Annotated in this window: 18 protein-coding genes and 1 riboswitch; of the genes, 13 read left to right on the top strand and 5 right to left on the bottom strand. The window is 55.9% G+C overall.

All coding sequences use genetic code 11. The features are described from left to right. The first annotated feature begins 32 nt into the window (after nt 1-32). From M2305_RS08335 to M2305_RS08355, 5 genes are read left to right on the top strand one after another with little or no spacing between them, the layout of a single operon-like run. Complete coding sequence (locus M2305_RS08335) at nt 33-506, top strand: flagellar basal body-associated FliL family protein (protein ID WP_046900729.1); 474 nt, start codon at nt 33-35, stop codon at nt 504-506. After that, nucleotides 506-1,612, top strand: coding sequence for a flagellar motor switch protein FliM (gene fliM, locus M2305_RS08340; protein ID WP_244974386.1), 1,107 nt, complete (start codon nt 506-508; stop codon nt 1,610-1,612). Before M2305_RS08335 ends, fliM begins: the two co-directional genes overlap by 1 nt. An 18-nt stretch (nt 1,613-1,630) precedes the next feature. Further along, on the top strand, nt 1,631-2,134 hold the full coding sequence (locus tag M2305_RS08345; RefSeq protein ID WP_264649098.1) for a DUF6468 domain-containing protein: 504 nt from the start codon (nt 1,631-1,633) through the stop codon (nt 2,132-2,134). Nucleotides 2,135-2,139: 5 nt separating this feature from the next. Next, entirely contained in the window at nt 2,140-2,859 is a 720-nt protein-coding gene (locus tag M2305_RS08350; RefSeq protein WP_264649099.1) for a MotE family protein, read from the top strand. Then, nucleotides 2,859-5,294, top strand: coding sequence for a hypothetical protein (locus M2305_RS08355; protein ID WP_264649100.1), 2,436 nt, complete (start codon nt 2,859-2,861; stop codon nt 5,292-5,294). The genes M2305_RS08350 and M2305_RS08355 overlap by 1 nt, the downstream gene beginning before the upstream one ends. 5 nt (nt 5,295-5,299) lie before the next feature. On the opposite strand, the gene M2305_RS08360 is transcribed toward M2305_RS08355, so the two are convergent. After that, nucleotides 5,300-5,956 (bottom strand): TetR/AcrR family transcriptional regulator, encoded by a 657-nt coding sequence (locus M2305_RS08360; protein ID WP_232309175.1) that lies wholly within the window; start codon nt 5,954-5,956, stop codon nt 5,300-5,302. 115 nt (nt 5,957-6,071) lie between these two features. On the opposite strand from M2305_RS08360, the gene M2305_RS08365 reads away from it, so the two are divergent. From M2305_RS08365 to M2305_RS08385, 5 genes are all read left to right on the top strand, one after another. Beyond that, on the top strand, nt 6,072-7,280 hold the full coding sequence (locus tag M2305_RS08365) for an efflux RND transporter periplasmic adaptor subunit (protein WP_264649101.1): 1,209 nt from the start codon (nt 6,072-6,074) through the stop codon (nt 7,278-7,280). Nucleotides 7,281-7,286: 6 nt separating this feature from the next. Further along, on the top strand, nt 7,287-10,463 hold the full coding sequence (locus M2305_RS08370) for an efflux RND transporter permease subunit (protein WP_264649102.1): 3,177 nt from the start codon (nt 7,287-7,289) through the stop codon (nt 10,461-10,463). Then, complete coding sequence (locus M2305_RS08375) at nt 10,460-11,914, top strand: efflux transporter outer membrane subunit (protein WP_264649103.1); 1,455 nt, start codon at nt 10,460-10,462, stop codon at nt 11,912-11,914. The genes M2305_RS08370 and M2305_RS08375 overlap by 4 nt, the downstream gene beginning before the upstream one ends. A gap of 12 nt (nt 11,915-11,926) precedes the next feature. Further along, on the top strand, nt 11,927-12,268 hold the full coding sequence (locus M2305_RS08380; protein ID WP_046900735.1) for a hypothetical protein: 342 nt from the start codon (nt 11,927-11,929) through the stop codon (nt 12,266-12,268). A gap of 354 nt (nt 12,269-12,622) precedes the next feature. Further along, the gene (locus M2305_RS08385; RefSeq protein WP_211498681.1) at nt 12,623-14,839 is read left to right on the top strand and encodes a TonB-dependent receptor; all 2,217 of its coding nucleotides are present in this window, start codon (nt 12,623-12,625) and stop codon (nt 14,837-14,839) included. A gap of 64 nt (nt 14,840-14,903) precedes the next feature. On the opposite strand, the gene pnuC is transcribed toward M2305_RS08385, so the two are convergent. Genes pnuC through M2305_RS08400 form a run of 3 tightly spaced genes read right to left on the bottom strand, consistent with a single transcriptional unit; the run spans nt 14,904 to nt 18,977 of the window. Continuing rightward, nucleotides 14,904-15,464, bottom strand: coding sequence for a nicotinamide riboside transporter PnuC (gene pnuC, locus M2305_RS08390; RefSeq protein WP_086633420.1), 561 nt, complete (start codon nt 15,462-15,464; stop codon nt 14,904-14,906). Then, the gene (locus M2305_RS08395) at nt 15,455-16,597 is read right to left on the bottom strand and encodes a phosphotransferase enzyme family protein (RefSeq protein WP_264649104.1); all 1,143 of its coding nucleotides are present in this window, start codon (nt 16,595-16,597) and stop codon (nt 15,455-15,457) included. Before M2305_RS08395 ends, pnuC begins: the two co-directional genes overlap by 10 nt. Nucleotides 16,598-16,601: 4 nt before the next feature. After that, entirely contained in the window at nt 16,602-18,977 is a 2,376-nt protein-coding gene (locus tag M2305_RS08400; RefSeq protein ID WP_264649955.1) for a TonB-dependent receptor, read from the bottom strand. Between the two features lie 83 nt (nt 18,978-19,060). Continuing rightward, a riboswitch (TPP riboswitch) is annotated at nt 19,061-19,193 on the bottom strand. Between the two features lie 138 nt (nt 19,194-19,331). Here M2305_RS08400 and M2305_RS08405 point away from each other — a divergent pair. The 3 genes from M2305_RS08405 (at nt 19,332) to M2305_RS08415 (ending at nt 23,339) form a co-directional block, all read left to right on the top strand. Continuing rightward, nucleotides 19,332-21,413: a S46 family peptidase gene (locus M2305_RS08405; protein ID WP_264649105.1), complete on the top strand. Its 2,082-nt coding sequence runs from the start codon at nt 19,332-19,334 to the stop codon at nt 21,411-21,413. A gap of 118 nt (nt 21,414-21,531) precedes the next feature. Beyond that, nucleotides 21,532-22,761 carry an MFS transporter gene (locus M2305_RS08410; protein WP_211508271.1) on the top strand — a complete coding sequence of 410 codons (1,230 nt, stop codon included), beginning with the start codon at nt 21,532-21,534 and terminating at the stop codon, nt 22,759-22,761. Continuing rightward, nucleotides 22,758-23,339 (top strand): YdcF family protein, encoded by a 582-nt coding sequence (locus tag M2305_RS08415; RefSeq protein ID WP_264649106.1) that lies wholly within the window; start codon nt 22,758-22,760, stop codon nt 23,337-23,339. Before M2305_RS08410 ends, M2305_RS08415 begins: the two co-directional genes overlap by 4 nt. Here the strand turns inward: M2305_RS08415 and M2305_RS08420 are convergent. Further along, on the bottom strand, nt 23,333-24,592 hold the full coding sequence (locus tag M2305_RS08420) for an AGE family epimerase/isomerase (protein WP_264649107.1): 1,260 nt from the start codon (nt 24,590-24,592) through the stop codon (nt 23,333-23,335). The genes M2305_RS08415 and M2305_RS08420 overlap by 7 nt on opposite strands. Between the last annotated feature and the right edge of the window lie 47 nt (nt 24,593-24,639).

The raw sequence follows: 24,639 nt of genomic DNA on the forward strand, positions 1-24,639 counted from the left end.
GCCGTTTGTCCGAAAGAGAAGGCAGACAGGCAGTGACGACGGAGACTCCGGAACTTGAGATCCCGGCGAAAGCTGGCGGAAAACGCAGGATTATCCTGATCGCAGCAGTGCTCTGTGCCATGCTGGCTGGAGGCGGCGTATTCGCCTGGCGGCATTTCCAACATCCTGCGTCCCGTCCCGTAAAAGCGGCGTCCCAGCCGATATCCTTGACACTCATTACCATCCCGACGCTGGTGTCCAACCTCGATACCGGAGATGGCAGGGCGCGTTATGTCCGGATCAGTGCGCGCCTTCAGGTTGAAGACAGCAAAGATACGGCAAAAATCGGGCCGCTCATGCCTCAGATACAGGATGCCTTCCAGACCTGCCTGCATGGGATGCGCCCGGACGAGCTAACCGGAGCGGGAATTTATCGTCTGCGGGAAACCATGTTGGCGCAGATTTCCAATATTCTTGCTCCCTTGTCCGTGCGTGATCTCTTCTTCGTGGAAGTGCTGGTGCAGTGATGCCAGACGCACAGAAGGCGACGTCGGAAGGTGATGCAAACGATGCGCCGATGCCACGTTTTGCCCTTTCAATGGATGATCTTGGTTTTTCAGAGGATGACGGTGCGGACCGGATTCTGAACCAGGACGAGATTGATAGTCTCTTCGGTAGCGACGCCCACGTGAGCGGTGGCGGCGAAGGAAGTGGTCTGGAAAAACTGCTGAGCACGTCGTTCGTCTCTTACGAGCGGCTCCCTATGCTTGAAGTGGTTTTTGACCGCCTCGTCCGGATCCTCACGACCAGCCTACGGAACTTCACCAGCGATAACGTTGAAGTCTCAATGGATCGCCTGGCCTCCCAAAGGTTTGGAGATTATCTGGAGAATGTTTCTGGGCAATCCATGTTCGCCGTCTTCAAAGCGGAGGAATGGGACAATTACGGGATTCTCGTTCTCAGTTCGTCCCTTGTTTACAGTGTCATTGATGCATTGCTGGGAGGGCGTGATCGTGTTCGTCCTCACGGCGATGGGGAGAGGCGCGCAGAAGGCCGACACCATACGGCGATCGAGCGCGCGCTGGTCGAGCCTCTGATCCGTGTGATCCTCTCGGATCTCTCCATGAGTTTTAGCCCTTTGTGTGCTGTGAATTTTCGTTTTGAACGGCTGGAACTGAATTCCCGCTTTGCGACTATTTCCCGGGCGGCAAATGGCGTGGTGTTGGCGCGATTTGGCATCGACATGGATGGGCGCGGCGGGGATGTGGATCTCATTCTGCCGCATGCAACGCTGGAGCCTGTTCGGGAAATTCTGCTGCAGCAGTTCATGGGTGAAAAGTTTGGCCATGACGGCATCTGGGAAAGTCATCTTGCCCAGGAGCTCTGGAATACGGACGTCACGCTCGATGCCGTCCTGGAAGAGCAGAGCATGAATCTTCAGGACATCATGTCCCTCTCGCCGGGCGAGATGCTGGTGCTGCGCCGTGATCCTGCGGCTCTCGTTCAGCTGCGCTGCGGTGGAAAAACGATTTTCCGGGGTCGGGTTGGCAAAAAGCAGGGTCATGTCGCGGTTCGTATTGAAGAAAATCTTATTGGCGGAGGGGCCGGTGATCGCCCTTCTGCGTACAGCTGAAAAGGCGGAGCAGTTTCCATGGACAGGTTCCAGATCGTACTTGAAGTTGCTCTGTCAGCCCTGCTGCTGATTACGATTTTCTACAGCCTTTATCTTGGCCGAGCGCTATCGGTCATCCGTCGAAACCGGGGAGAGCTGGATGCTCTGATTGCGAGTTTGCAAAGCAGTAGTCAGCAGGCTCAGTCTGGTATCGACCATCTGCGTCAGACAACTGAAATGGTTGGACGGTCGCTTGGTAAAACGGTGGAGAGCGGAAAGAGTCTCAAGCGTGAACTGACGATGCTTTGTGAACGATCAGAAGCTGTTGCTCAGGTCTTGGAAAAAACAGCCTCAATCGGTCGTCCCGCCAATTCGGAGCCTCTCAGGGAGGCAGACGCGCCGGATATGGAGGGCCCTCGTTTTTCTGCCCGTCTCAGGACAGATGAAGGACGATGGGGGTCACCCAGCACATTGAAAACGCCATCCGGTAAGACTGCGGCAGAGCGTGAGCTGCTGCGTGCCCTTCGTCAGAAGCAGGTGTAACGCTCATGCTCTTTCGCTTGCTGCACATTGCCTGTGGTTTGATGATTATTCTGCTGGGTGTGAAGGTTTACGATCTGGTTGGGTATGTCGATGCCTCAACGGATTCATCGTTGATGTCGTCTGCCATGGCGCAGCCGGCCGCGACGCAAGTTGCCCCTAAAGCTGCTGCTGACGAGGCTGCGAGCAAACGAGCCGATGCAGAGGACGGGAAGCCTGCTCAACAGAAGGCCTCCTCCTCGGACCTTTGCAAGTCAGGGGGCTGCCAGGGCGCATTGTCTCCGACAGGCACGGTGGACGCTATAACTCCTGACCCTACACTGAAAGCAGAGCTGGCTGCACGGCAGGAGGAACTGGATCGCAAAGCTGCGGCGTTGGAAGATCGGCAGCGACTGGTGGATGCGGCAGAAGAAGAGCTGCAACGTCGGATGACCGCACTCCAGACATCCCGTTCGCAGTTTGAAGAGACAGCACGACATTCAGACGAGCTTCTGAACCAGGATGCGGAAAGACTGGTCAGGATTTATGAGGCGATGAAGCCTGTCGATGCGGCCGCTATTTTCAATATTCTTGATCTGCGGGTTGGCGTGGGTCTTTTGAACCGTATGAGCCCGCGGAAGGCTTCAGCGATCATGGAAGCCATGTCTCCACAAAGAGCCATTCTGGCGACGCAGCTTCTTGCCAATGCTCATGCGCATCCAGGTATGCATATCGGGGATAACGGGTGATGTTGGCGCGGGGCTGCCTCTTCGCTCTGGCCATGCTGCTGCTCTCACAAAACGCAGTAGCTTTGCCGCCAGATGCAAGTGCGCTTCTTCCCTCAGGGTGGTCATTCCTGAACGATCCATCTCCACTTTTATCCAGCCAGGAAAAAGCTAGGGCGTCGGTCGGGCGTACGGATTTCAGTGCGCGGCCTGTCATGCAGGCGAATGAGGGCGTCGTCCCATCCGCAACTGGATTGTGGTTGCCTCTGGGGGAAATGACGCCCGTTGCCGCGTTTCAAAATGGCAGGCGTCTCCTAATCGTTGCTGCCGGTCGCCATGTCATCGACACCGCAGGGCTAACGAATGTTGCTCCATTCGAAGGTGTATCTGCTCGCATTATGGCGGATGTGACAGCTGTCAGCATCCTGTGTCCTGAAGGATCCAGTCCATTAATAAGACCCGTCGGGCATGGCTGGACGGTGTCTTTCGGACGTCAATCAACCCCATCCCCAGATGTTATGTTGTTAGGGCAAGATGAGGGTGCTCTGACCTTCACGCCGCCTCGGGAAGACGGGGCTCTATTTGTTGTCACGTTTCGAGACCCGGATTCGGGCCGGCGGCTGTTACTCGGTCTCTCACGGTCCGGTTCTGTCTCAGGTGTTTTGATCCGGCGGGGAGCAGGTTTTGAGGTTCGTCCTAGCCTGATGGGGTTGGTCATTGCCGCAGATGCCGATGCAATTGAGCTCAGGCAAAACGGAAAGCAGTTCTTTCTTGATAGAGTTGGCCCCACCCATACTCCGCTGCTTGCTGGAGGAAAAGTTGCTGCTTATGGGGCTTCGGATGCCGGGGTAGCGTTGGCTGGCAGCCCACCGGAAGGTTTGCGGGAGAGTGTGCGTCGCGCTCAAATTGCGGCGGCCATGGCATCAGCGGGCCAGCGTTTTGATGCGCGGATCCGGCTGGCACAGGCAGCGGCAAGGCTAGCTAATGGTGCGTTGGTTTCACAGGTTCTGCAGGTAGCACTGGAAGATCAGCCTGAAGGGAGCACCCGCAAAGATGTACGAAGGCTGAGACAAATTTCGGCTGTGCTAAATGGCCGCGCGGATCCGTCTCTGTTGTCAGAGGAAGAAGGGGCAACACCGGAGGATCAGTTTTGGCGAGGAATGGTACGCGCGCAGCTCCCCATTACGGGAAAAGGCCCTGATGTCGATGTACAGCGCACCCGCACGGCCAGGTTGATTGCGGCGGGACTACCTTCTGTATCGGGATATTCTCAGCCTTTGCGGCATCGTCTGCTGCCGATGGCTGCAGAGTGGGTTGCGCGGTATGGCACAGCAAAAGATCGGGGCGTTCTCTTATCTCTTCCCTCGGTACCGGAAACCGTTCTTGCACGTGCCTTAGCAGCAGTTGAGACACATGCGTTGGATGCAAGAGGGCAGCTTGAGACGCTCGCTCATGATCCTTCTCCTATGGTGTGGCCGATTGCCAGCGAAGCTGCTCTTCGCTTCGATCTTGAAAAAGATGCATCACCCGCGAAAGCAATTGGTGAACGTGTGGATGGTCTTATGCCTGCCTTTAGAATGGTTGGAAGGGAGCGTGAGGCACGACTGCTGAGTATTGATGCGTTCATCAAAGGGAAAGAATGGCGCGCCGCTCAACAGGGCGTGCAAGACGGGCAGGCTGTTTATGGGAAAGCTGGTTTTCCTGGTCATGACAGGTTGCTCGTTATTGCCCGTGGGTTCGCAGAACAGAAAGACATTCAAGCGAAGAGTGCTCTTGCTGAGGTCGAACTGTTGAAAGCAGCAATGACAATTGAGCCGAATGACCCGACATTACAGGCTTATTTTCTGAAGGCTCTGGAGCGTCGATATGCTGTGCTAGGCCTCCCGGAGGCTCAGCGGACGGTATTGCGTAGTCTTCTTCAGAACCAGCAGGGACCTGAACATCAGGATACTATGGTGAAGCTGGTTCGTCTGGATCTTGATGCGAAAGACCTGAGCGCTGCACTCCATGATTTACCGGCGGAAAACCCCGCCGATGTATCTGTGCTGCCGGGAGGTCAGCCAGAAGCATTAGAGGTATCGTTGCTTCGTGCTGAAGTCGCGCGTGAGCAACACGATTTGCCTAAAGCTGAGCGCTACCTCACAGGCCGGACAGAGACACAGGCATTGAAAATGCGTGCGCAGTTGATGGAGCAGGCGAAGGACTGGGTTGGCGCAGTTTCTGCTCTAAAACCTGTCATCGATGCAGCCTGGACAGGGCGTAAAGAGGCTTCAGCTCTGTCGCCGGATCTGGAAGCGTTGGTTCTGGAGCTGGCTGGCGATGCCTCAAGGGCCCATGATGATACCATCCTATCTGCTCTGAAAAGGCAGTATGGTTCTCTTATGGAGCGTTCGGCGTCCGCAGGGGTTTTTAAGCTTCTGGTTGGTGAAAGTTTGGCCAAGTTGCCTGCCGGTGGATAAGGCCCTTAGGTGCTATGCGCCTTGAGAAAGGTCTGTATGCCGTATGCGATGAACTGGACCAGGTTTTCGCCTTCTTTGGGCGGCTTGCAATGTGTCAGATGCGCCAGTAGCGGGCCACCCAGGGTCATGCTGAAAAGCAGATCTGCCGCTTCTTCAACGTTCTCGATATGGAGATGGCCGGCCTCGGCCTGTTTGGTCAGCCACTGCTGAACGGGGAGGGCCCGTCCGGAAAGATGAAACAGGTCTGTCACGATTTGTCGTACGGCAGGATTTCGCGTGGTTTCCGTGATGATGGACTTCAGAAGGCCAAGGCGCTCTTCATTTAGGAGTTGCTCCGCGAGGAGCGTCATCATCATCTGGAGCTGTTGGGGAAGAGGGTCTGTTTCAACCGGGGTATATGGAAGCGGAGCGAAAAGCCGCTCTATGATAAGGGTCTCGAAAAGAGATTTTTTAGACTCGAAAAACTGGTAGAGCGTCTTTTTGGACATTCCGGAGCATGCGGCAATGCTGTCCATGGACGCTGCATGATATCCATGAGTCGTGAGCATTGAACTTGCAGCATTCAGGATCCGCGTCTTGCGCTCTACGTCATCCACTGAACCGTTATGATCGCAGCACCGCAGCTTGCGGGTATCGGGTAGGGCGGAAGTGGGACTGTTCAAGATCAACTCCGGGATTATTCGTACCGGCCGAATTGACGTTCATCAAAGAAACCGGCTAGTTTCCGGAACAACTGGAAACTGCGTGGTTTCTGTATCACAGGATAGCGGCTGTATCATGCCTTCTTTTCAGAAAACATTTTGGATGTCGTCCGCGACTGTCGTCTTGGAGAAAGGTCAGATGCGCCGTCAGGCCAAAACAATGATCCCTTTGCTGGCAGCCGTGCCTTTCTTGGTTGCTGGCTGTCAGAAAAAAGCCGCCGCTCCGCAATTGCCGCCACAGCCTGTTGGCGTCATGACGCTGCAAACCCAGCCGGTTACGCTGGAGACGTCTCTTCCCGGCCGAACGGATGCCTATGAACAGGCGCAGATCCGTCCGCAGGTGAATGGTGTGATTGTCTCGCGTGACTTTGAGCAGGGTGCGGACGTCAAAAAAGGGCAGCAGCTGTTCCAGGTTTATATTGCGCCGTATCAGGCTGCTTATGACCAGGCCAAGGCCCAGCTCATGAATGCTCAGGCTGTTGCCACGCGCGCGGCTGGTCAGCTTCGTCGTTATGCGCCGCTGGTCAAGGCGCATGCTGTCAGCTCACAGGACTATGACAACACGCTTGCAACGGCCCGCGAAGCTGAAGCGCAGGTTGCTCAGGCGAAAGCCAATCTAGAGGCCGCCGAAGTCAACCTGAATTACACTCATGTCCGCGCCCCGATTGATGGCCGTATCGGCCGTACGCTTTACACGCCGGGTGCGTTGCTCACGGCAGGGCAGACGCAGCCGATCGCAGTCGTGACGCGGCTTGATCCGATTTATGTGGACGTCAATCTGGCGGCCTCTGATATGCTGCGTCTCAAGCATGAACTGGCAACGGGGCAGGTCGAGCGTAAAGGCGATGATGCCGCTGCTGTGGGTCTGAAGCTGGAAGATGATTCAGATTATCCCCAGCGCGGCAAGCTCCAGCTTTCGGAAGTCACGGTCGATCCTGCAACGGGAACGCTTGTCATGCGAGCTGTTTTCCCGAACCCGGATCATCTGCTTCTGCCGGGAATGTTTGTGCATGCCCATATCCGCGAAGGTATCGATCCGAACGGCATTCTGGTGCCGCAGGTGGCTGTCCAGCGTGACTCGAAGGGCAATCCTTTCGTGATGACCGTTGATGTCGAAAACAAGGTGCAGCAGCGCCCGATCCAGACGACCCGGACGATTGGAAAGGACTGGCTGGTGACGGGCGGCGTCAAGGCTGGCGACAAGATCATCGTAAACGGTCTGCAGAAGGTTCAGCCGGGTGCGAAGGTCGCACCTCAGGAAGTTCCTGCGGGAAAGGCTGAGTAACAGCACATGACGCTCTCACGCTTTTTCATTGATCGGCCGATCTTTGCATGGGTGATCGGGCTGATCATCATGCTGGTTGGTGGCGTTGCCATCACCCGCATGCCGATTGCCCAGTATCCCAGCATCGCACCGCCGCAGATCGCCATTTCTGTCATGTATCCGGGTGCTTCGGCGGAAACCGTGAATAACACGGTTGTCCGTCCGATTTTGCAGCAGATGTATGGTCTGGATCATCTCGAATATCTGTCTGCCTCGTCCTACGCGAGCGGACAGATGGAAATCGATCTGACCTTCGAGCAGGGCACCAATCCTGACATTGCTCAGGTTCAGGTTCAGAACAAGCTCCAGCTGGCGCAGCCGCGTCTGCCGTCTGAAGTGACAGCACAGGGTCTGGGTGTCACGAAGGCGACCAAGAACTTCATGATGGTTCTGGCCTTTATTTCCGAAGACGGAAGCATGTCCGGCCAGGACATTGCCGATTATGTGGCGTCCAATATCTCTGATCCGCTGTCGCGTGTGTCAGGTGTGGGCGATCACACACTGTTTGGCTCAGAATACGCGATGCGTATCTGGCTTGATCCGTCTCGGCTGTATAATTACGGCCTGACGGTCGGCGATGTGCAGTCCGCCATTCAGGCCCAGAATATTCAGGTTTCGTCCGGTGAGTTGGGCGGTTTGCCCGCTAAAAAAGGCATCGGATTTGACGCAACGGTTATTGGTCCGACGCGTCTGAGTTCGCCTGAAGAATTTAACAAAATTCTGCTCAAGGTTCAGCAGGACGGCAGTCAGGTTCGCCTGAGCGACGTGGCCCGTGTCGAGCTTGGTGCACAGAGTTACGCTCTCGGTTCCGTCTATAACGGTCATCCTGCATCTGCGATGGCTTTGAAGCTGGCGCCGGGCGCCAATCAGCTTCAGACGGAAGCCGCAGTCCGTAGCCGAATGACAGATCTGCAGCGCTATTTCCCGCATGGTCTGAAGCTGGTTTACCCGCTTGATACGGAGCCGTTCATTACGCTCTCTATCAAGGAAGTTATCGAGACGCTGGTTATCGCCATCATTCTCGTGTTCTTCGTGATGCTGATCTTCCTTCAGAACTTCCGTGCCACGCTGATCCCGACGATTGCTGTCCCGGTTGTTCTTCTGGGCACGTTCGGGCTGCTGTCCGTGATGGGATACAGCATCAATACGCTGACCATGCTGGCTATGGTTCTGGCTGTCGGTCTGCTCGTGGACGATGCGATCGTCGTTGTTGAAAACGTCGAGCGTGTGATGACGGATCAGGGCCTGTCTCCCAAGGAAGCTGCTCGCCAGTCCATGGATGAGATTTCCGGTGCCCTGATTGGCATCGTGCTGGTTCTGACGGCTGTGTTCCTGCCGATGGCCGCCTTCGGTGGTTCTACCGGTGTGATTTATCGCCAGTTCTCCATCACCATTGTTGCCGCCATGTGGTTGTCTGTTCTGGTGGCTATGGTTATGACGCCGGCACTCTGCGGGTCCATGCTGAAGCCTACCCATAAGGGCCATGAGCGTGGTCCGGCAGCTTGGTTCAATCGTAATTTTGACCGCCTGACCAATGGTTATCTGAGCGGTGTGAAGTGGCTGATCCGCGCGCCTGTTGTCAGCATGGTTGTCTTTCTGCTGCTGACCGCCGGTGTGGTGTTTCTGTTCAATCGTGTGCCTGGCGGGTTCCTGCCTGACGAAGATCAGGGGATCATCTTCGGGCAGGTCACGATGCGGAATAACGCAACGCAGGAGCAGACCGCTGCCGTCAACAAGAAGATCACGGATTACGTCCTGAAAAATTATGGGGACTACGTCCAGTCAGTCTTCACGATGAACGGCTTCAGTTTTGCCGGGCAGGGTCAGTCTGCGGGTGCATTCTTTATTCGAATGAAGCCGTGGGATCAGCGCCCCGGTGCTGCCCATACGACGATGACCGTGTCCCGTGAAATCATGATGCATTTCTGGATGGATCCGGATGCGCAGATCTTCGCAGTCAACCCCCCAGCCGTGATGGAACTGGGTAACGCTACCGGTTTCGATCTGGAACTTGAAGACACAGGCCATCTGGGTCACGCAGCACTGCTGGCTGCGCGTAATCAGGTGCTGATGGAAGCAGCTAAAAATCCGCTGCTTCAGGCTGTTCGTCCGCTCGGCATGGAAGATGCGCCGCAGTTCAAGCTGGACCTCAACCGTGAACGTGCAAACGCACTTGGGCTGACCAACGCTGACATCAACACGACGCTGGAAGGTGCTCTTGGCTCCATCTACGTCAACCAGTTCATGCGTGATGACCGTGTGAAGCAGGTCTATATTCAGGGTGAACCCTGGGCGCGTATGACGCCGGAAGATCTGAACCGCTGGTACGTCCGCAATACGACGGGCACGATGGTTCCGTTCAATGCCTTCGCTTCCGGTACGTGGGAAAGCGGCCCGCAGAAGGTCGAAGACTACAACGGCATGAACTCCTACGAGATTCAGGGGCAGCCTGCCGTTGGGTCCAGTTCCGGTCAGGCTATGAGCGAGATGGAAAAAATCCTCGCCAAGCTGCCACGTGGCATTGGGTATGAGTGGACGGGTCTGTCCTACGAGCAGCTTGCATCCAGTGGTTCAACGGGGCCGCTTTATGCTCTGGCCGCTATCGTGATCATGTTCTGTCTTGCCGCGCTTTATGAAAGCTGGGCCATTCCGTTTGCGGTGCTTCTGGTGCTGCCACTCGGTGTGCTCGGAGCGATTGCCGCAACGCTGGGCCGTGGCCTTTCCAACGACGTTTACTTCCAGGTTGGTCTGCTGACGACAGTTGGTCTGTCTGTGAAGAACGCGATCCTGATTGTGGAATTTGCCAAGGCTTTCTTTGAAGAAGGGCAGTCTCTGGAAGAGTCCGTGATTGAAGCCGGGCGTGAACGTCTGAGGCCAATTCTCATGACGTCCATTGCGTTCGTCTGCGGTGTGTTCCCACTTGCGATCGCAACGGGGGCAGGCTCTGCTGCACGTGTGGCCATCGGCACCTGCGTGGTTGGCGGCATGCTGTCTGCAACCTTGCTCGCGATTTACTTCGTGCCGGTATTCTTCGTGGTGGTTCTGCGTCTGTTCCGTGTGGTCCGGATCCGGGACCGGAAGGACGCTTATGCCCATCTGGATAATAAGGCGACACCTGCCATTGAAGGGGAGCACGGCGCATGAAGGCCCGTCTTGGATTTGCCGCGCTGCTGATGCTTTCCGGCTGCAACATGGCTCCCAGATATCATCAGCCGACGCAGGCTGTGCAGAATTCTTACCCGCAGGATACAGGCGCTAAGAACGTCTCTTCGGTGGCCAAATCCTATAATCTGGGATGGGAAGATTTCTTCACGGACCCTCGTCTGAAAGCTCTGGTCCAATTGGGGCTCAGGAATAACCGGGATTTAGCCGCTCAGGCAGCGGCTATCACGGTGGCTCGTGGGCAATATGAAATTCAGAACGCATCCCTGTTCCCGATCATCACGGCCGGCGGGCAGGGCATGTTCATGGCGCCGTCAAGCACGGCAGGCTTCTCTTTTGCGCCAGGGCTTGGGACGAGCGTTTCGACCCTGCGGCTTTATCAGACGTCCATCGGCTTCTCGTCTTACGAGGTGGATCTCTGGGGCCGTATTCGCAACCTGACGAAGCAGCAGGCCGAGACGGTTCTGAACAGTGTCGAGGGCGCCCGAAACGTTCTGATTACGACGGTCTCGCAGATTGGCACGACCTACATTCAGTGGCTTGCGGATCGGGAACAGCTTCGCGTTACACGCGACACCCTGAAGTCCCAGCGGGATACGCTGCGCCTGACGCAGCTTTCCTACGACAATGGCGAGACAGATGCCCTGACGCTTGCGCAGGTCAAGACGCAGGTCGAGCAGGCTTCTGCGTATGAGGCGCAGTATTTGCGTGCCGTAGCGGATGACGAGCATGGTCTTCAGGTTCTGGTGGGTGTGCCGTTGCCTGCCGATCTGCCGCCGCCAGCACCATTTGGTGCTCAGACGATGATCAGTGATCTGCCGGAAGGGTTGCCGTCGGATCTTCTGGCCCAACGCCCCGATATTGTCGCGGCGGAGCACACTCTGATTGGTGCCAATGCAAGTATTGGTGCGGCGCGAGCAGAGTTTTTCCCGAAGGTCACGCTGACGGCGTCTGAAGGGACAAGCTCCCTGCAGTTTCGCAAGCTGTTTACGCCGGGTGCCGAGACATGGTCGGTCTCGCCTTCCATCAGTCTGCCCATTTTCACCTGGGGGCAGAGTGAGGGAAATCTGCTGATGGCGAAGGGGCAAAAGCTCCAGTATGCCGCACAGTATGAGAAAACTGTGCAGACAGCCTTCCGGGAAGTGTCTGACGCGCTTACGGCACGTGAGACCTACACGGCGCAGCAGCAGCATATGCAGTCGCTCGTTGACCAGTCACAGAAGGCCTATGATCTGGCGAAGATGCGATATGATGCAGGGATCGACAGCTATCTGACGACGCTTGAGCAGCAGAGAACGCTTTATCAGGCTCAGCAGAATGCCATTCTGGTTCAGGCTGCCCGATTCCAGAATCTTGTCACGCTTTACCGTGCGCTTGGCGGTGGGTGGAGCCAGAAGACGGTTTCGCCTACAGTGCCCGCCGCAACGCACTGACCGGAGAGCATCATGCGCAGGATCCTGACTACCACTTTGGCCGTTCTAGCCCTGACGGGCACGGCTGTCGCGCAGGATGCCGATGGTGACGGGCCCAAGAAGCCGAGCATGCACGAGCTGTATCATAGCTCTTCGCTGCCCCGGAGCCATGCTGACTTCAGTCGCTTCAAGTATCGCCCGCCAGGAGACAAGGTGGTTGAACAGCCGGATGCGTTTCGGCTGCTTTTCCGCACCCGTGACGGCCAGCCGGATGGTTATGCCGAACGTCGTGGTGATGCCGTGATCTACTATGATCGGTATGGCAAAGTGACGCATGTCCAGCCGCTCGCGCCGGACGATGAAACGCCGAACTGATCTGTTTCTTCGACGACTGTTTTAGAAAGCCCCGCCCTGTTTTCAGGTGCGGGGCTTTTTTTTGTTCGCAAGGAAATACGGGCTTATTCCGCTTCGCTCGTGACGAGGTTTGTCGGAAATGAGAAACACTTCATCAAAAACTAGTTGAGAATGTTTCTCATTACCAATATAGGGGTTTCGAAATGTAAAGTTGTTTATCTGAATGAAGAGGTTCCGGTGACTGGTTCGCTGCGCACACACATCACGTCTCTTTCAGTTGCCGGTACGCTCCTGATGTCTTCGCAAGGCTATGCCGCTGCACCTGTGAAGCATGAGAAAAAACCAGATCGCAAACCGGAGTCATCAACGCGGCATCTGGAAGATACTGCGGGTGTTGAAGGGGCGGATGTCGAACATCTGACAGTTCAGGGGCATGGCTTTAACACCATGCATCAGTCTCTTGGGCTGTCCCGGATGCCGCAGGACGTGATGCACACGCCGCAGAACATCAATGTCGTGCCGCAGGCCCTGATGCAGCAGCAGAATGTCAAATCTCTTGATGAAGCTCTGAGAAATGTGCCGGGCGTAACAACGTCCATCGGGGAGGGCGCTGGCGGCATGAACGGGGATCAGTTCCTGATCCGCGGTTTTCAGGCCCAGAATGATATCTATGAAGATGGACTGCGGGACTTCGGTGTCTATTCCCGCGACTCATTCAATTTCGAAACTGTGTCCGTCATCAAGGGGCCGTCTTCCGAAGTGTTTGGGAATGGCACGACGGGCGGTGCCATCAATATGGTGACCAAAACTCCTGGTTTGAAAAATCACTATTCGGCTGATTTTTCAGGCGGTTCAGGCAGTTATTATCGCGGCACATTGGATGTGAACCAGAAAATCAATGACTCTACGGCCTTCCGTATTACGGGAATGGGCGATGAGCATAATGTTGTGGGACGAGATTATATCTTCTCTCATCGCTGGGGTGTTGCTCCGTCTCTTGCATTCGGGATTGGCAAGAGAACAACGCTTGTTCTGCAATACATGCACCAGCAGGAAAACTCCGTGCCTGATTTCGGTGTTCCGGTTGTCACGAAACCGGGGGCAAAGTACGGGCAGCCTATTACGGAATACGGTATCCGCCGGACGAACTGGTACGGCACGGATAACGACCAGAACGCCACAAATTCCAACATGGAAACAGCGCGATTCAGCTTCAAACTGAACAGGCATGTCACGTTCTATGATGATTTGCGGGGTGGTGAGTATTACCGGTCTTTCGCGGCTTCAAAAGCGACCTGCGATACGACGTGTGTGAACAACTACTTCAACGGGGATGCGTCAAAGGCGCTCGTTGCACGGTCCGGGCCAGTGGGTGCGGGGGCGGGCACAGGAACCGGCACCTACATGGCGCCGCTGCCGTATGAGCAAACGAGCTGGTCTGTGCAGAATGTCGGCTCAATGGTTGCCGACTTCCATACAAGCTTTCTCCGGCATCAGGTTGTTGCCGGGTTTGATGTCGAACGCGTCAATGATGTTCGCTCACAGTCGACGTATCTGAAGCCAAAACCGTATGCGAACCTCGTTAATCCGAAGGGAAATGTCGGCAATCTTGATCTGGTACCGGGTGATATGAACCCGGCCGGTCTTGTGTCTCTGGGGTCACTGGGGGCGAAGTCGCATAGCAATGGCTACGGGTTCGATACGGGTCTGTTCTTGTTCGATCAAATCTGGTTCACCAAGTGGCTTTCTGTGAAAGGGGGCTTCCGCTGGGATCGTTGGCAAACGAGCTACAACCTGACGGGAGGCAATGTCGCGAAGAACCCCGATCAGCATTTTCATGACGTGACGGGTGTGTTCAATCCGAATGCCAGCCTCGTTGTCACGCCGGACGACCATCAGACTTATTATTTTACCTGGGCCAATTCCACGACCCCGATGGGAATGTACGTCACCAATGGGTCTGTTCCCATCCGTCCGGGGACCAATTCTTTTGCCAGTCCTGAGAAGGCTCAGCTTTATGAACTTGGCGCCAAGTACAGCATTCTGCATGACCGGTTGGGTCTGACGGCCTCCTTGTTCCGTCTGGACAAAGGGAATGCATTGAACGCTGATCCCGTGACCGGTGAAATTCAGGGCTCTTCTGACCGGCAGCGTAATCAGGGTCTGGAATTGTCCGTCGGCGGTGTCATTCTGCCGGGCTGGAACGTGTCCGCGACCTATGCCCTTTATGATAGCAGCACGACGTCTTCTGCGACCAAGGCGAACCGCGGCAAGAATGTTCAGTATGTGCCACACAATCAGGCAACCCTCTGGTCAGCGTACAGCGCTTTCCCGGACAAGCCCTATAACCTGACAGTCGGTGGTGGGCTGACCTGGCGTGAGCATGTCTGGCTCGATACCGCCAATACTCTGCGTGCTCCGGCCAATCTGGACTTCAGTGCCATGATTTCCCATCGCTTTAACCGGCACTGGAAAATCTCCATGAATGGCTACAATCTTGCCAATAAACTCAATTACCAGAGCCTTTTCTCGAACCGTGCGACCCCCTCTGCAGGGCGTATGTTCCTGGGCGAAGTCAGCGTTGCGTATTGAGCGGCCAGGTTTTCGATTTGGAGCCAGCGCTTGGCGTAATGGGAAAACGCATTTTGTTTTCCCATTACGCTTGGGAGGCTTTTTGCCATTTGCGCAGTCCATGAACCGCCAGAACGACGAATATCGCGTAAAGGGCAGCTGTCGGGTAAAGGTCGCGACTGACGAACATGGCAACGTAAGCTGTGTCGATCACGATCCAGCAGGCCCAGCTGATCGTATGCCGCCGCGCAGCCCAGATCTGTGCAACCAGACTGTAACTGCTGAGCAGGGCATCAGCCACGGGGGTGGGATCGTCTGTAAAGCGAGCCAGACAGAAAGCCCACAGTCCGCCCCCAAGTGCGCCGATCAGAAGGCCAAAGAGTAACCCGCGTTCCGAAAGTGGCCGAATATGCAGGGTCTCATCCCCCTGCGCACCGTCTTTCATCCAGCGCCACCACCCATAGAGCAGGCAGCCACAGAATACGGCCTGAAGGCAGGCGTCGGCGTAAAGATGGGCTTTAAAAAACACCAACCCGTATAAGAGAGCGGCAAGAAGAGAGAGTGGCCAGCAAGCCATAGTGCGGCGTGCCGTCAGCCACACGCCGATGGCACTCAGAAGGGCCGCGATGAGTTCCGTCAGGGACATGCGGCAATGGCATCCAAAGTTTCGCGGAGCCAGTTCAGAAGGTGTTGACCGTCACGGCCTGCAAACCAGTGTGCATGCCCTAAAAGATAGTCTGCGTAGGCGACATGGGCTGATGCCTCATCCTGAACAAGCGTGCTGTAATACGCGACCTCAGATAATGCGAATTCGACATGAACAAGCGGCAGGAACGCAACGACCAGTTCGCGTTCTTGCGGAGTGAGGGGACGAACCCTGTGATAGCCCGCTAACAGGGCGCTCAGCTGGCTCCACGAGACAGCAAAGTGTGAGGACAGCCAAGAGATGGCAGTGCGCTCGATCGCCACTGCGAGATCGTACGCAGCGCAGGTGAGATCAGACATACCAAAATCAAAGATCCCGCAGATTTCGGCGTCTGGAGTGGCGGACGTCCAGAACTGGTTAGATGGATGCCAGTCTCCGTGTCCCCAACAGGGGATAATCTCTGTCAGGAGTGGTCGCAGTTTTGCGTGGAAAGGTTCCAGGATACGTAGGATCTGCTGCCAAGCCTCTGGATTGAGCGTCGTGTTGAGGCCCGGTTGAGACGCAGCCCAATGACGGAGGCCAGTCTCAAGATCGGGGTTGGTAATAGCGTTGAAGCTGGATAGCAAAAGCCGATCAGGCCGGGCGGGGGCGGCGTAATCTGTTGCAGCCAGATGAAGACGTGCGAGTGTGCCTCCTGCGGCATGCGCATGTTCTGAACAAAGAAACGGCTCCCAGGACTGAACATCTCGATAGAGATCCAAGCCGGGTAAGGGAGGGAAAACCTCATAAACCCAACCATGATCTGTCAGAGCGCAGTGTTGTTCCCGCGTTGTAAGCGCCGCAGTGACGGGTAAGCCATGGTGGCTAAGATGCGCCATGAAAGCATGTTCTTCCGTCAGGGCGTTCTGATCGCGCAAGCGTGGATCATGACGCTTCAGAAAAAGCATCGTGCCGTCGGTAAGGCTGATCAGGGCTGTCGCGGAGAACGGGCGTTGTCCATGCCACAGAACAGTTTCCGGAACGGCGGTAATGGAAAAAAACGCCAGAACACGTTTCGCCTCGGCGAGCGTTAGCGGCGGCCAATGCCGTTCGGCCTGCACACCCTTGACGCCGAACTGTCCGAGAGAGGTCACGAGTTCAGAAGCCTGTGGACGCTGTGAACAGAGCTGCGAAACCGCCGCCGATATAATAACTCGGGGCGCTTCCGCTGATCGTGCTGCCGTAAATGCCAGTCGTGTCCTTTGCGTTCAGGGTCGGGCTGGCAACGCCGGACAGGGAGCGCTCATTGGTGATGTTGATGAAGTTCAGGCGCAGGGTTGGCTTATGCAGGCGAGACAGATCACCGAAGCGATAGCCGACGGAAATATCGCCGGTCGTTCGGTCTGACATCCGCTCATCATTCATGAACGTTGCGTATTGGTGCCCCGTGTAATGCAGGGTGGCCACGCCGAAGATATGCCCGTCATCGTAGCTGATGCCAGCAGCGGCTTGAAGCGTCGGGCTGCGAACGGCGATTTTACCTTTGGTCGGCAGAAGATCGCCGCCGGAGGCAATGTTGTTATCAATGGTGGCGTGCAGATATTCGCCCGAGACGTAAGGGCTGAAGTGGTGCCAGGGGCGGAGGCCGATTTCCACATCCACACCGCGGGAGGTCTGGCCTCCGGCATTCATGGTCGTCTGGATGATGGAGCCGTTCTGGGAGGCCAGCGTTGAGATCTGGCGGTTGGTAAAGTTGTAGTTGAACAGCGTCAGGCTGCCGATGATCCATTGTCCCGTGCGGCGATATCCCAGTTCTTCGGAAATGGAATATTCGTTGCGGACGTCTGCGCTGCCTGTCGTCGCGAGTGCACCGGAGGTTGGGTCGTAGGTGTTGTAAAGTGCCGTCTGGTCCGGTGCGCGGAAATTGGTCGTGGCGTTGAAGAAAATCTGGTTCTGCTCATCAATGCGCCAGCGGACGCCAATACGCGGCAGAGGCTCCATGCTGTTGGACGCCACGCGATACTGAGGGCCGGGAACATTGTTCGTGCCAGCGCGGCTCATCATGACTGCCTTGAAACCCGCTTCGATGGTCAGACGATCATGCAGGAGCGAGATATGATCGCCCACATAAAGTGCGTTGGTCTGGGAAATGGTGTGGAAGCTGCCGCCCAGCAGTTTCTGCCCGTTCGCAAGATGGATCAGGCTACTGCTGTTTTCCGCCCAGATATCGCCTGAGGCGCCGGTGGCAGAAACGGTTGTGAAGGGCTGCTGCTCGTTGTCGTCTCCGTAATCGTACCAGTAACCGAGGACGAAATCGTTCCAGCCAGTTTTGTAATGCAGGGTTGAATTGAATCCGGAGCGATAACTGCGTTGCGTGTAGTTGGCACGCACGACAGCGGTTCCATCCTGTGCATTGGGCAGCGTGAGCGTGTCACTCAGGGGCTGAGTGCCGTTATAGAGACCGGTTTCCGTCAGTGTGGAGCCGCCCGGAACGTTTCCATAGGCGAACTGTGCGTAGGGTGTGACGTCCAGCGAAAGCTGATGCGTCAGATGCAGATGGACGGGTGCGCCTGCATAGAAGGTGCGTTCCGGCGCGCGCCACAGACGCCAGTAATTGACGGCATTGTCTGCGTTGGAGGCGTCATAATGGCCTGCAAGGTTGTTCGCGCCATGGATGCCATCGGCTTTCCAGCTTTCCATCGTGACCTGCGGATAATAGCTGGTGACGGTGGTGTTGAAGGAGCCAATGAGACTGGCGCGGTTGCCCTGGCCCCATTCCTTCAGGAATTTGAAATCGACATGCTGGCGTTTGTCCCGCCCCGGTCCGCGCCAGTTGTTGCTGGCGCTGTGGGAATAGGACACAAAGCCACGAATGCCGGAATTGCCGATGTTGCCCGTTTCAAGGCGAATGAATTCGCGATTGGTGTCAAAGGAGCCATAGGAGACGCTGGCGAAACCCCCGGCCTTCTGTGACGGATCGAGAAAGGACAGGCTCATCAGCCCCCCAGCGGCGTTCAGGACAGGGCTGTCCAGATCGGCCGACCCTTGGGCAAGTGCGACCTGACTATAATTCTCGCTGTCAGCGAACTGGCTCGGATATCCGGAATAATAGGCGACATCGTTCAGTGGTGTGCCTTCAAGCACATAGCCGATGGCATCATTGTTCAAGCCGCGAACGGTCAGGTTGGTGTTGGGCGAAAAGCCGAATGGGTCGGATGTGGCAACATTCGCACCGGGCAGCATGGAGGCGAGCTGATAGGCCGTCACCATTGGGGGCTGCTTGTCCATGTAGTCACGGCTGACTGTGCTGATAGAGCGCACGCTGTTTTCCGGTCGGATCAGTCCGCCGCCGGGCTGATGTCCGGGTGCGCTGTCAGAAACGCGGTGGACAGTAATGTGCTCGGCCTTCGGGGCGATGGACGCAGGCGGGGTAAGGGCTGTGGTGTCCGCCGCGCGCACTGTACCGGCACAAACGGTCAGGCCGAGCAGGAAGACAGGAACCTGGCGGGATTTGCGCGCAAATACGGTGGTCATCATGGTGCTGTCCCGCCTGCAATACTGCGATCCCCACATGCGCAGCGTGGACGACGAGAGACACCGAAAATCCAGTCTGTGGATCTGTCAGTAGCCACCATCCCTCCGCCAGCATGAACTGGATCAGGTTCTATGGGTCACTGCGCTGGTATGGCTTTAAAGCGCATACCCTCAGCAGTCTCTCAGCCCTTTGTCAGGGCACCCCAAGGTGAAGAAGCACTCCTTCATGGGCTGCGAGAGAATGTCAATAAATTCCGTAAGGCGTGGGGGGATCAAAATTTCGTCGGGAGGGATGGAGCGGCGATGCAGAGCAGGATAGAGTATTGTTATAAGATAACATTTTTAGGATCTGTCATGCGTGTTGTGAAGCGCTTGTTGCCTGCTCTGCTGATTGCCAGCACGGCCCTTGGTTCAGCTCAGGCCGAGGAAGGAATGTGGACGTTCGACCATCTGCCAGCCCGTCAGTTGAAGCAGCAATATGGCTTCGAGCCTTCGGCTGAATGGATCAACCACGTCATTCAGTCTTCAGCACGTCTGGCAGAGGGATGCTCGGCGTCTTTTGTCTCTGGTGATGGATTGGTGATGACAAATCATCATTGTGCCAATACCTGCCTGACCGACCTATCGGACAAGACGCACGATTATTTTCATGATGGTTTTTCGGCGGCAGATGTTTCCAAAGAGCCGCAATGTCCGGGTATGGAGCTGGATCGTCTGGATCAGGTGAAAGACGTGACAGGCCGTGTCGCTGATATGACCTCAGGCAAGCACGGTGCGGATTATGCAAAGGCGCTTCAGGCTGCCAGTAGCGTTCTGACGAAGGAATGTGCGGGCGGAGATGCAACACACTGGCGGTGTGATGTCGTGACGCTCTATCACGGTGGTCAAACTGCGCTCTATCGCTATCGTCGGTATCAGGATGTGCGTCTTGTGATGGCGCCGGATCAGGATATCGCATTCTTTGGCGGCGATCCGGACAATTTTACCTTCCCACGGTATGATATCGACCTGTCGATGTTGCGGGTGTTTGAGGACGGTAAGCCGGTCCACACACCTTTCTTCAAGTTTGATCCGAAAGGGCCAAAAGCAGGAGAGCTGGTGTTCACGTCTGGTAATCCGGGGCGAACGCAGCGGTCTCTTCCGGCCAGTGCATTGACGTTCCAGCGGGACGTTATCCTGCCAACCATCATTGGGGTGTATTCTACCAGTGAAGGGGCGCTCTGGCAGTATTCACGTGAAAGCAAGGAACATCTGATTGAAGCGCAAAATACGCTGTTCGGCGTTCAGAACGGCCTGAAATCTCTGTCGGGCACCGTGAAGGCTCTGCGGGAACCCGGCGTGATGGAAAAACGTGAAGCGGAAGATCGCGCTCTTCAGGCCTGGATTGATGCGGATGCCGAACGCCGCAAAATCTATGGCGAGCCGTTCAAAAAAGTGGAGGCTGCACTGGCCATACAGCGCCAGTCTTACGTCCATGACTTTGCCATTGCCCGTACAGTTCATGGCCTGCTGGGTGATGCTGTCATGCTGGTATCAGCCGCGCAGGAGAGACAGAAGCCGGATGCCGAGCGTCGTGCGGGCTACCACGATGCCGAACTGGCTGAACTTGAAGCTGAAATTTCTGCCAAAGTGCCCGTGCATGTCGATCTGGAAACCATGACGCTGGCTCTGGGCATGACCACGATGCGTCAGATGCTGGGTGAGGATGATGCTGCCGTGCATCTGGTTCTCGGCACAAAAAGCCCGGATGAACGCGCTGCGGAGCTGATGCAGGGAACGAAGCTTGCTGATCCTGCGCAGCGCCTTGCGTTGTATAAGGGCGGTGCAAAGGCCATTCAGGCTTCTACGGACCCGATGATTGTTCTAGCCCGTCAGTTGCAGCCGGTTCTGGATGTGATCCGCAATCGAAGCCGTGATCAGATCGAAGCACCAATGCATGAAGCCCAGGGTGCGATTGCCCGTGCCCAGTTTGCGCGCGCGCAGGCAGAAGGACAGGCAGATACGCTTTATCCGGATGCTACATTCTCACCAAGACTGTCTTACGGCACCGTCAAAGGTTGGCAGGATGGTGCCAAGACGGTTGCGCCCTTCACAAATTTTGCCGGGATGTACAAACATGCGACCGGGAGCGATCCGTTCCGCCTTCCGCAGGTCTGGCTTGATGCGAAGCCTCATCTGACACTGTCCACGAATCTCGATTTTGTTTCGACGAATGATATTGTGGGTGGAAATTCAGGCTCCCCGGTCATTAACCGGCAGGGCGATGTGGTGGGCCTGATTTTCGACGGTAATCTCGATAGTCTGGCTGGCGATCTTTATTACGATGGCGAGCGCAATAGAGCGGTTTCGACGGATACGAGCGCTATCATGGCTGCACTCAAGACCGTCTATCATGCCGATGCCCTTGCTCAGGAACTGGAACAGGGACACCTGTAATCATGATGTGAGGGTCATTCCTGCGGAATAACCCTCGACATCCAATGTAAGATTCCTGACAGTGGGTGGATGCCAGTCTGTCCGTCTTCCTGTTGTTTTCAGCCTGGAGTGTCCCCTGATGCTGGGTGACACTTTCCGCTCTCTGGGGCGGCGCAATTATCGTGTCTGGGTCTGGGGAGCACTGTTCTCCAACATCGGAACATGGATGCAGTTCACGACGCAGGACTGGCTTGTTCTCACTGAATTGACCCATCACGATGCCATGGCCATTGGCATCGTGATGGCCCTCCAGCTTGCTCCACCTCTTTTGCTTATGCTCTGGACCGGACTGATTGCAGACCGGGTTGAGAAGCATCGATTTCTGCTTTTTACCCAAGGTGCTTTGGGTGTGCTGGCTGTTGCACTAGGCCTTCTCGTCGTTACGGGATCGGTTCGTCTCTGGCAGGTGGATCTGTTTGCTTTCCTGAGTGGCTGTGTCGCCGCGTTTGACAGTCCTGTTCGTCAGACATTTGTCGGTGAGTTGGTGGGAGAGACTGACCTTCCAAATGCCGTGGCCATCAATTCCATGTCTTATAACGCTGGACGGATGATCGGGCCTGCGGTGGCAGGGTTCTGTATTGCGGAAATTGGTTCAGGCTGGTCGTTTGTTTTAAACGGGCTTTCGTTTTTCGGCGTCATGGGCTCTTTGCTCTTTATTCGCCGTGAAGACCTGTTTCGGCATGCCAGGGCGAGAGAAACCGAGCGCAATGCCCTGACCAGCGGATTGCGCTATGTCTGGGCGCGCGAAGACCTTCGGACGATTCTGATTATGTTGTTCATTATCGGAGCATTTGGTCTCAATTTCCCGATCTTTATTGCAACCATGGCAGTTGGTGTGTTTCACGTCGGCGCGCATGGCTATGGAATTCTGAATTCGGCCATGGCTGTTGGCACCATTCTGGGTGGCTTTCTGGCAGCAGGCCGTAAAAAGGCAGATTTTGACGTTCTGCTGAATGGTTCATTGATTTTTGGTGTGGGTTGCCTGTTGGGAGCATTGGCTCCGACATACTGGCTTTTTGCCTGCACGTTGCTTATTACCGGCGTATCATCTCTGACATTTACAGCCACCAGTAACAGCTTCATGCAGCTTTCGAGCGACCCATCCATGCGAGGGCGCGTGCTGGCCATCCGGTTTGCTGTTTTTGCGGGATCATCCCCATTCGGTGCCCCTGTTGTGGGATGGGTTGCCAATTATTTTGGACCGCGGTGGTCCCTGGGGGTCGGAGCGCTGTCGGGCTTTTTGGCGGCAGTGGTGGCGTTGTTATACATCCTGCGCATGCGGGAGCAGCAGGGCGAGAAGCACTCGTGACCGTTCGCTGGGGAAAGCGGATTGCGGCAGCGGCGTTGGCTGGCGGTATTGTATGTACGATTTGGTGTGCATGCGTTGCCGTAACGGGTATGCGTGCTTCTGCCAGCCCCGCAGAAATGGGCGTCATTTTCGGCACAGCCGTCACGGATGCGGGCGTGCCAAAGCCAGCTTTGCAGGACCGTTTGGAAACCGGATTGTCACTCTGGAAGGAAAAGCGCGTTCGGGAACTGATGGTGAGTGGAGCTGTAGAAACTGCCAATCATCAAGATGAAGCTGAAATCATGGCGCACTGGCTGGAAAATCACGGTGTTCCGGCAGAAGCGATCATTGTTGATTCACAGGGAAATAATACCTGGCTGACGGCTCTGCATGTTGCGCAGGAAGCGCCGGAAGGGGCAGTCGTCGTTTCGCAGTGGTTTCATATTATGCGGGCAGAATGGGCATTGCGGCATGCTGGCGTGAAAGATGTGTCAGGCGCGTATCCAAAAGTCTTTCGGCTGCCAGAGCTCTACTATCTGTTCCGGGAGGCCGTGGCGCTCCCGGTTTACTGGGTGACGAAACCGACCCCTGCTCAGTAGGGCACACCTATCTGTTCGATCGCTGTTGCGAGTGACGGAGCCAAGGGCATCATCGGTGCCAGCGTGGACTGGTAGGCATGGTAAAGGTCGCCTTTACCTTTGTAGATATGTTCTGTCGGCTCGCCTTCTGGGCTCACTTCGTTGAACCAGCTGCCAAAATCCCGATCAATCAGGGTTGTGTCGATATAATCCCAGATCGTGCGATACCAGTGCTCGTAATGGGGATTTCCCGTGCGCTTATACAGGTTGATTGCCGCCGTCAGAGCTTCTGCATGAGCCCAATGGACGCGGGAAGGCACATGGGATTTGTGATCCCAGTCAATTGTGTAAACCATTCCGGGAAGACCATCGACGTTCCAGCCTGACTTCATTCCGGTCTCGAAGAGCGCCTGTGCATCATGAAGCATCCAGCCCGGGGCTGTTTCGCCTCTGCGGAGTAGAGCTGCCTCCAGTTTCACTATCAGGTGAGACCATTCGACAAAATGACCCGGTGTCATGCCGTAGGGGCGTAGATCGTCCGTAGGTTTGTCTTCATGATAATTCTGCAGCAGATCCCAATTTCGGTTGAAGTGCTCGGGCATTGCGAAGCCCTGTTGTGGGGCCAGTTCATGCACAAACCGGGTGACGATCCGCAGCGCGCGGCGCAACCACTTCACATCACCTGTAACATCCGCAAGAGCCATGAAGGCTTCTGTGGAATGCATGTTACTGTTGGCCCCGCGATAGTTTTCTTCGTCTGACCAGTCGTCTGCGAAGCTCTCGCGCATGACGCCTTCGTCTTCAGACCAGAAATGCGTCTCGATCTGATGGATGGCATCCTTGAGAAGTGCGTTTGCACCTTCCACACCGATCAGAACAGCAGAGGACGCGGCAAGTGCGACGAACGCATGCAGATAGGCCTGCTTGCGCTCATGAGGCTGATCCGCGAAGTGGTTCCAGCCTCCGTGCTGTTGGTCCCGAAAGGATGTCATGAGCGCATTCACGCCATGTGCGACGAGCGGCGCGCTTCCTGGAATGCCCTGGAGTTCCGCAGTCGCATAAGCGTGAACGCACCGTGCAGTCAGGGTTGCTTCTGCCTTGGCGCCTTCAGGAAGGTGACCTTCCATATCCAGTCCTGCGAAACCCCCGTCGATACAACCTTCCTTGCTGAAATCCAGCAACCGACGGCCCTGCATTTCGAGCCAGGCCCGGTGAGATGGTCGGCGGATCCAGGCGTCTCTACTAAGCAGAATAGGGGAGAGGCGATCGGTCATAAAAACTCCATACTACGGTGGTAGTAGTCAGACAGTCTGATGAGGAC

Origin of the sequence: Gluconobacter cerinus (assembly GCF_025961355.1) — a bacterium.
In the GTDB taxonomy this organism is placed as follows: domain Bacteria; phylum Pseudomonadota; class Alphaproteobacteria; order Acetobacterales; family Acetobacteraceae; genus Gluconobacter; species Gluconobacter cerinus.

Bases quoted from the DNA above. Each gene is read 5' to 3' on its own strand.
- M2305_RS08345 (WP_264649098.1), top strand. From the start codon at position 1,631: ATGGACAGGTTCCAGATCGTACTTGAAGTTGCTCTGTCAGCCCTGCTG.
- M2305_RS08420 (WP_264649107.1), bottom strand. From the start codon at position 24,592: ATGACCGATCGCCTCTCCCCTATTCTGCTTAGTAGAGACGCCTGGATC.
- M2305_RS08405 (WP_264649105.1), top strand. From the start codon at position 19,332: ATGCGTGTTGTGAAGCGCTTGTTGCCTGCTCTGCTGATTGCCAGCACG.
- M2305_RS08375 (WP_264649103.1), top strand. From the start codon at position 10,460: ATGAAGGCCCGTCTTGGATTTGCCGCGCTGCTGATGCTTTCCGGCTGC.
- M2305_RS08380 (WP_046900735.1), top strand. From the start codon at position 11,927: ATGCGCAGGATCCTGACTACCACTTTGGCCGTTCTAGCCCTGACGGGC.
- fliM (WP_244974386.1), top strand. From the start codon at position 506: ATGCCAGACGCACAGAAGGCGACGTCGGAAGGTGATGCAAACGATGCG.
- pnuC (WP_086633420.1), bottom strand. From the start codon at position 15,464: ATGTCCCTGACGGAACTCATCGCGGCCCTTCTGAGTGCCATCGGCGTG.
- M2305_RS08370 (WP_264649102.1), top strand. From the start codon at position 7,287: ATGACGCTCTCACGCTTTTTCATTGATCGGCCGATCTTTGCATGGGTG.
- M2305_RS08350 (WP_264649099.1), top strand. From the start codon at position 2,140: ATGCTCTTTCGCTTGCTGCACATTGCCTGTGGTTTGATGATTATTCTG.
- M2305_RS08400 (WP_264649955.1), bottom strand. From the start codon at position 18,977: ATGACCACCGTATTTGCGCGCAAATCCCGCCAGGTTCCTGTCTTCCTG.
- M2305_RS08355 (WP_264649100.1), top strand. From the start codon at position 2,859: ATGTTGGCGCGGGGCTGCCTCTTCGCTCTGGCCATGCTGCTGCTCTCA.
- M2305_RS08365 (WP_264649101.1), top strand. From the start codon at position 6,072: ATGCCTTCTTTTCAGAAAACATTTTGGATGTCGTCCGCGACTGTCGTC.
- M2305_RS08410 (WP_211508271.1), top strand. From the start codon at position 21,532: ATGCTGGGTGACACTTTCCGCTCTCTGGGGCGGCGCAATTATCGTGTC.